Source organism: Thermogutta sp. (assembly GCF_014359955.1).
In the GTDB taxonomy this organism is placed as follows: Bacteria; Planctomycetota; Planctomycetia; order Pirellulales; family Thermoguttaceae; genus Thermogutta.
The window spans coordinates 1-4,237 of record NZ_JACIYL010000366.1 but is presented as its reverse complement, the minus strand read 5'-3'; the positions used below and the strand labels follow the sequence as shown (position 1 = coordinate 4,237).

Sequence of the window (4,237 nt, the reverse complement as noted above, 5' to 3'; positions counted from 1 at the left end):
CTCGATGAGCGTTCCTCCAAGTCCGCAAAAGACGCTGCTCACAGGCAAGCCCAGGGCGATTCCCGGCTTTCTCGCCTCGTAGCAGGCCAGGATCCGCTCGGCCTGGTCCGCGGAGACGAGCTCGCGCTCCTGCCAGAACCTGATCTCTTCGACTAGCCAACGATAAAAACGACCGGGAATCTGCCGCGGAGCCATATTTGTTTCCTTATCCACCAGGGCATCCATCATCAACTGCTCAGGATGTCCGCGAGACCTTCCCAGGAAGATAAGCGAAGACGCCCCGAGAGGCAACATCCACGCCAACGGTAGGGGCGATTCATGAATCGCCCCTAAAACACTCTGCGCTCGTGGGCATGTCGTAGGTTTTTGCAAAAATGGGGACAGGTGACTCGGACGCAACTTCAGACACCGCGCTGGGCGATGGCTGCCTCGATGAACCGTTCCACAGACGGGCCCGTTGATCAGCGTTCCTCGGGCCGACGCCAGTCCACCACGTGGAGTTCCACCCGCCGCTGACTCTGGAACTCGCTGATCACCGGTCGGAATGCCAGATCAAAAGGCTGCCCGACAGGCAGCTCGGCGATCCGCTCCCCTGCTCCAAAGGCCACCGCCCGCATCACGGTCCCGCAGTGCTCCACGCGGAAGATGAGGTGCTGCTCGCCCTTTCCCACCGCCCGGGGTGATTCCACCACAGTGACATTCTCGCAGCACAGCACCGGCCGGGGATTGCCTTCGCCGAAAGGCGCCAGCCGCTCGATCTGCTCTACCACGTCAAGGGTGAATACCCCAAGAGGAAACTGCCCATCGATTTCGATTTCGGGCGGATTGCTGGCGGCATCGAAATGTTCGGCCACATACTGGCAAAATTCATGGCGGAACGCGGCGATGCGATCCTCCTCGATACTGAGCCCCGCCGCCTGGGAATGTCCCCCGAACTTTTCCAGGTGATGCGCACATGCCGCCAGAGCCTGCTGGAGATGCAGTCCGGGCACGCTCCGTCCGGACCCCACCGCGGGTCTGCTGCGGGTCTTGTTGAGGGCAATGAGAATCACCGGCCGATGAAATTTTTCGGCCAGTCTCCCGGCCACGATCCCGATCACTCCCTGATGCCAGTCGGCATCGGCCAGCACAAACGCCGGATCATTCTCGGGATCGCACGTCTCCTTAATCTGCCGCAGCGCTTTGAGATAGATGCTCTGCTCGATGGATTTTCGCTGGTCATTGAGGCCGTTGATATATCGTGCGAGTTCCTCCGCGCGGGCGGGTTCCTCCGTGATGAGCAGTTCCACGGCGAGGGCGGCTTGTCCCAGTCGGCCCACCGCGTTGATCCGCGGAGCGAGCTGAAAGGCGATCCATTCGCTGTCCGTCCGTCCGTTCTTTCCCGCAGGTGTGACTTGCTGAAGGAGCGAAAGCCCGAGGGGAACCCGCTGCCGTAAACTCGTCGTGCACCCGTAATGCACGAAGATCCGATTCTCATCACTGAGGGGGACGACATCGGCCACGGTCCCCACGGCACCCAGGCCCACGGCTTCGACGAGGAAGTCTCGCAACGGGGCACTTGCCCGCTTTCCGTTTCCCGCTCTGCGCGCCAGTGCCCAGGCCAACTTGAAGGCCACACCCGCCCCGCTCAGCCAGGGGAATGGATACGTCCCCCCCGCCGCCCGCGGATGGACAATGGCGGCAGCCTCCGGCCAGTCGGGCCCCGGTTCGTGGTGGTCGGTGATGATCACTTCCATACCCAGCCGACGGGCGTGGGCCACTTCCTCCCGTGCTGTCACCCCGCAGTCTACGGTGACAACCGTCTTTACCCCCCGGCCGGCCAACTGCTCGAGCGCTCCGGTGTTCAGGCCGTACCCTTCTTCCAGACGACTGGGGACGTAGTACTTAACGTCGGCGCCGAGAAGTTTCAAACACTTCCAGAGGATCGCCGTGCCCGTGATACCGTCGGCATCGTAATCGCCATAAACGGCAATCCGGCGGCCTGCTTGAATATCCGCCCAAAGCAGGTCGGCCGCCTTCTCACAGTCGGGCAGCAACTCCGGCGGCCGCAACCGGTGCAGGGTGGGCGAGAGAAATCGTTCCGCGGCTTCAGGATCGCGGATCCCCCGGCAGAGAAGAAGTTGGGCAATGACGGCGGGGACACCCACTTGTCGCGCAAGATCGGCGACCGCCCCCGGATCGTGCGGGTGAATCCGCCAGCGCTTTTTCATCGCCTCGGCCCCTCGTTCCAGCCTGACAAATCCCTCCCAGAGGGACAATCACAGCGGCGGATCCGAGGCCACACGATCTTCACTTCTTCTTTTCGACGTGCCACGTGTGCCGCCGGCAGCGAGGGCAGAATTTCTTCAGCCGCAGCTTTTCGCCACCAGGCTTGCGACGAAGCGAATAGTTGTAGTCGTTCGTCTCTTCACACACCAGGAAAACGACTTCCGCTTTCTTCTTTTTTCCGCCTTTGGCCATCGTTCAACCTCTCGCTTTCAAGATGTTCGCGACGCCAGCCTACCGGCGCAGCACGCCCCAACACACCGACCACCGCTGAGCTTTGCCACACCTGGGAACGGATAGGCTGGTCGGACTCCGCGGAAACGGCTGTTTTGCTCGAAAAGCATTATTGTACCGGCAGACCGCCGATTCCGTAATGCCGGGTCCCCGATGACTGACCTCGCTCTACAGAGTATTCGGCGGCACAGGGAGAAGGTAGGTGCAATTCATGAATCGCCTCTACAACGTCGGAGCAACCTTTTCCGGAGGGACCTGCTCGTCAGGTCCGTGGCTAGACGTTCGATTATCCATTCCCTTGCATCGGGCACGACAAGCGTGCCCCTCCGAAACATCCGTCGGAGGGACCTGCTCGTCAGGTCCATTTTTCCGGAGGAACCCGCTTGTCGGGTCCGCCGTTCAACGTTGGATCGTCCATTCTGTTTCACCGGGGACTGAAGTCCCGCGGCGAAAGCGGGGCTAAAGCCCCGCACTCCATATGGAGTGCGGCGATTCATCGCCGCTTTTCGGTGAAGGCTTGAGCCTTCACTATTTTGGCGTTTGCAGTGTTTTGCCGGGCCCCCGATGAGTGTCCACTGGTACGGGCAATTCATGAATTGCCCCTACCGCATATGGAGGGACGTGCCTGTCGGGTCCGCCGTTTGACGTTGGATCGTCCATCCCAGCACATCGGGCAGCGTCCCGTGGAGGGCCGACTTCCACGTCGGCCCTGAACCCCCGTTTCCGGGAGGAAATTGTCGTGCGTCTTCCGGCGGATTTTGATACGTCTCGTTGTTGACACAGGCAATGCCGACGGGTACCGTGGAAATGGGGAGTTCTGAGAAAACCGTACAGTCCTATTCCACTTGGGAGGCTTGTCCCATGGCCGTCAAACGCCGCGCGGATTACACCGACTTGCTCGTGCAACGGGGCATCGTGAGTGCCGACCAGCTCGAAGAAGCCCGCGAATTGGCAGCCCAGTCCGGCATGAAATTGCCAGACGCCCTCATCCGACTGGGTTACGCCAGCGGCGAGGAGGTGATGAAAGTTCTCGCCGAACAGCATGGTCTGCAGTACATCGACCTGTCTCGTACGTCGATCCCGCCGCACGTCATCGAGCAGGTGCCGGAATCGGTGGCCCGTGAGAATGTGGTCATCCCTGTCGCCGAGGAAGACGGCCAGCTCAAGGTGGCGGTCAGCGACCCCGACGACTTTGCGACGTTCGACAAGTTGCGTTTCATTCTCAACAAGCGGATCGAGATCTGCCTGGCGCCCCGCGAGGCCATTCAGGAGGCGATCAACCGCTACTACGGTCAGACATCGGGCGAGAGCCGTGACACGATGATCACCGAAGTGACGGACACGGCGATCGACTTCACTCAGGTGGATACCGACATGGGCACCGTCCAGGAAGTGGACGAATCGAGTGCTCCCGTCGTGCGGTTGGTCCACCTCATTATTTCGGAGGCGGTGCAGCTTCGGGCGTCAGACATCCATATTGAACCGTTTGAGGACCGTGTCCGGATCCGGTACCGGATCGACGGATACCTCGTCGAGCGGGATAACGCCCCCCGCCGTTTGCTCGGTGCGATTCTCTCCCGTATCAAGATTCTCGCCAAGATGGACATCGCCGAGCGACGTCGGCCACAGGACGGCCGAATCAAAATGAACATCGGCGAAAAGCAGCTTGACCTGCGGGTGAGTATCCTCCCCAGCACGTGGGGTCAAGCGGTTGTTATGCGGATTTTGGACAAAGACA

At 60.8% G+C, this 4,237-nt stretch carries 4 protein-coding genes; 1 reads left to right on the top strand and 3 read right to left on the bottom strand.

All coding sequences use genetic code 11. The features are described from left to right. From H5U08_RS11410 to rpmG, 3 genes are all read right to left on the bottom strand, one after another. Positions 1–195, bottom strand: a 195-nt coding sequence (locus H5U08_RS11410) for a hypothetical protein (protein WP_297033099.1), incomplete at its 3' end; no start/stop codon positions are given. A gap of 266 nt (positions 196–461) precedes the next feature. Beyond that, a complete protein-coding gene (gene recJ / locus H5U08_RS11405; protein ID WP_297033097.1) occupies positions 462–2,210 on the bottom strand; it encodes a single-stranded-DNA-specific exonuclease RecJ in 1,749 nt (582 codons plus the stop codon). 79 nt (positions 2,211–2,289) lie between these two features. After that, a complete protein-coding gene (rpmG, locus tag H5U08_RS11400) occupies positions 2,290–2,460 on the bottom strand; it encodes a 50S ribosomal protein L33 (RefSeq protein WP_297033095.1) in 171 nt (56 codons plus the stop codon). Positions 2,461–3,360: 900 nt separating this feature from the next. On the opposite strand from rpmG, the gene H5U08_RS11395 reads away from it, so the two are divergent. Next, positions 3,361–4,237: ATPase, T2SS/T4P/T4SS family (locus H5U08_RS11395; RefSeq protein WP_297033094.1), on the top strand; the 877-nt coding region annotated here is incomplete at its 3' end.

Bases quoted from the DNA above. Each gene is read 5' to 3' on its own strand.
- rpmG (WP_297033095.1), bottom strand. From the start codon at position 2,460: ATGGCCAAAGGCGGAAAAAAGAAGAAAGCGGAAGTCGTTTTCCTGGTG.
- recJ (WP_297033097.1), bottom strand. From the start codon at position 2,210: ATGAAAAAGCGCTGGCGGATTCACCCGCACGATCCGGGGGCGGTCGCC.